General features: G+C 60.4%; 2 protein-coding genes and 1 pseudogene. All 3 read right to left on the bottom strand.

Annotated features, from left to right (window positions below; translation table 11 throughout):
* The coding region (locus tag ABZF37_RS13980; RefSeq protein ID WP_372720966.1) for an RND family transporter at positions 1–1,580 on the bottom strand (1,580 nt) is incomplete at its 3' end.
* Positions 1,581–1,644: 64 nt separating this feature from the next.
* Positions 1,645–2,631 (bottom strand): WD40/YVTN/BNR-like repeat-containing protein, encoded by a 987-nt coding sequence (locus tag ABZF37_RS13975; protein ID WP_372720964.1) that lies wholly within the window; start codon positions 2,629–2,631, stop codon positions 1,645–1,647.
* Positions 2,632–2,799: 168 nt separating this feature from the next.
* Positions 2,800–3,063, bottom strand: a pseudogene (locus tag ABZF37_RS13970) (hypothetical protein); the annotation flags it as partial.

Below are 3,063 nucleotides of genomic sequence, written 5' to 3'. Positions count from 1 at the left end.
TGGCCCAAGTCCTCGAAGCGGCGATTGCCCTCGTGCAAATTGGCGTTGATCGGACCGATCAAATCCACCATCGACACTGTGCCCCCGATCTGGGGCTGGGTTTCCAGGTAGCGCTGAAAGTTATCGACGTTGGTCAACAACTCAGGATCTTTGAGGGAGTTCGGCTCAGCCCCCTCAATCACCACGAACATCTGGTCGCTGCCCTGGAAGGTGTCGTTGATCGCTTTCGCATCCACGTTGTAGGGATGGTCCGGCCACAGCAGGGGCGTACCGGGCAGCGCGTCACCGACGGTCACGTGGGTCGCGTAGTAGCCCGAGCCGCCGAGTATCGCAAGGGCAATCACCAGCACCGCCACCGATCGGCGACCTATGACCACGGTCCCGCACAGGTTCAGCACCGGGCGTAACAGCCAGCGATTGGTGTCGAACGGAAACGCCTGGGCATGCGGCTTAGAAACCCACGACAGGAGAGTCGGCACCAGCACCATCGCCGAGACCGCGATGGTCCCTAACCATACGGCGCCGACAAATGCAGTCTTCTGCAACAGCGGCATGGGCATGGCGGCCACGATGGCCACCGCCACCGCGTCCACCACCACTCCGAGCATGCCTGGACGAAACAAGGCCACCAGGGCTTTTGGCGCCGCCTCTATTGGGGCATGACCACGTTCCAGTTCATCATCGAAGGCGGCCAGCATCTGCACCGCGTGCGAGATGGCGCGCGCTGTGACCAGGAAGGCAATAACAATGATCAACGGATCGAAGTTGACATGAACTAACCGGGCGATACCGAGCGCCCAAATCGCGCTGACCAGCCCCGCGAGCATCGGCAGCAATACGCCGCGCCACGTACGCACGGTAACAAACAGTAACGCCGCCATGATGGCTATGGTTATCAAGAACAGGTGGAAGGTTTCCGGCAAGTAATGCACTACCCAGCCGGTCAACAGCGGCTCGCCCACCACCCGTACATGCACGCCGTTGCCGTCGTACTTCTCCGCGATCTCGGTAATACCGGCATACAGCTTGCCGTAGTCCATGAGGCGGTCGATGAAATCGGCGGTGACCAGCGCCGAGCGCAGATCGGGCGACACGTACCGCCCATACACCAGCGGATTGGCGAGCACATCCTCGCGCAGCTGGTCGATTTCCGCCTGTGAGGTCGGCAAATCCGGCCACATCATCGGCTTGGTTTCAATGCCGGCGGTGGACGACGTGATCGAACGAAGCTTGCGCGAAGCCAGGGAGATAACCTGGTACTGGTTAATGGCGGGCACCAGGTACAAGTCGTCGGTAATTTTCTTGATACGTTCCAACACCTCGGGCTGGAAGATGTCGCCGTTCTCTGCCTCGACCATGATCGAGACGATGTTGGGTCCGCCAAAGCGCTCGTTGTACTTGTCGTTTATATCGATATACGGATGCCCTTTGGGCAGCAGATCATGAAAAATGGTCTTGATTTCCACCTGCACGGCGAAAATCCCGAACACCGCCGTGAGCGCAAGAATGATCGCCACCACCGCCACGCGACGCGCGACACAGAACATTGCAAAGCGTTCTACTCGACTAGCCTGTTGCATTACCGGATACCTGTCCTGAATTCCGTGCTTGCCAGACGGCAAGAATGTCGTTGTCCGCTAGCACTCAGTGGAACCGCGGACCAAATAGCTGCCACTGCCCGTCCGCCCAGCGCCCAACATTGAGGCCGACCGTAATGAAACCGTCACCCTGCTGGGCGAGCGCGATATGCCAGGCAAAATCGGCCGGATTGACGCGTGCAATTTCCCAATGCGACGCCTCGGCGTCTCCGGTCAGCATCACGCCCTTGTCGCCCACCGCCACCCAGCGTTGACCAGTCCAGATGACGTCGAAAAGGTGACGATCGAGGTCACCGACCGTCACTTGGCGCCAGCTGACGCCGCTATCATCCGTGGCAAGCACCGTGCCGCTCAAGCCCACGGCCAAACCGTTCAGGGAGTCCCGGAAGACCACCGACATGAGGCTGGGCTCAACCGCTGACTCGCGTGGCTCCCAGGTTGCGCCATCGTCCACACTGCAAGCAATACGACCAAACTCACCGACCACGCAGGCTGTGTCGTCACCCGCGAAAGCGATGTCGTTCCAGGCCACGTCGTCGTCGGCCTCGGTCAGCCGCTGCCAGGTCCGGCCACGATCCACCGAGCGCATGATGATGTTGATTTCGGAAACCGCCCACGCGCGCCCCCGCGGATCCAGCCTGACGCGCAGTACCTTGCCGCTGCCACCCTGCGCCACCGGCAATACAACCTCCTGCCATGTCTTGCCGCCGTCACTGGTGACCAAACCCTTGCCCCGGTTTGCCACAACCACCGCATTCTGGTCATCCCAGGCGGCAATTGACTGGAAGTTGATATGCAAACCGGTCGCCTGCTGCGCCCATGTCTTGCCCGCATCCTCGCTACGAATGATCTTGCCGTCCTTACCGACGGCCCAGGCCACGTCACCTATTACCGCGACGCCCAGGAAACGGTCCCGGGTCTCGATCACCGGTGGCTCGATGACCACCCGCGGCACCTCGAGCCTTACCTGTGCCAAGGTCAGCAAAGCTCCGGCCACCATTACCGGCAAAAAAAATGCCCACAATTTCGACATCAAGGACCGCTGCGCCATTACCAAGGCCTCATTCGGAAAATCGACTTCGTTTATATCGGACCCCGGCCAACACGAACCAGAGACGTCTACTTAAATAAAGAAGGCCGCCGCAAGCCTGCGGCGGCCCTCAGGTATCGCTGCAAACGGGCAGGCGCCCGTCGCTGAATCTTACTGCAACATCCGCGGCAGGGCTTCCGGCGAATAATCCACCGGCTTGGCGTCCGGCGGATTGTGATGGAAGCTACTCGAATAGCCGAAGCCCGTGGCATGAAGACGCTGCACGTCAACAAGCATCACCCCGGTTACGGTCGGACCGCTCTGGCCGTCGTCCCACTTCCAGTCCTTGTATCCGACAAACTCGGTGTGCCAGTGCTCGCCCTTGCGGTCGTAATGGTCCTGCCAGTAGAACTTGGGCGCACCCAGCGTGGCGCC

The organism is Immundisolibacter sp., from assembly GCF_041601295.1.
Taxonomy (GTDB): domain Bacteria; phylum Pseudomonadota; class Gammaproteobacteria; order Immundisolibacterales; family Immundisolibacteraceae; genus Immundisolibacter.
Note: the sequence above shows the minus strand (reverse complement) of the source record. Positions and strands in the feature narration are given on the sequence as shown.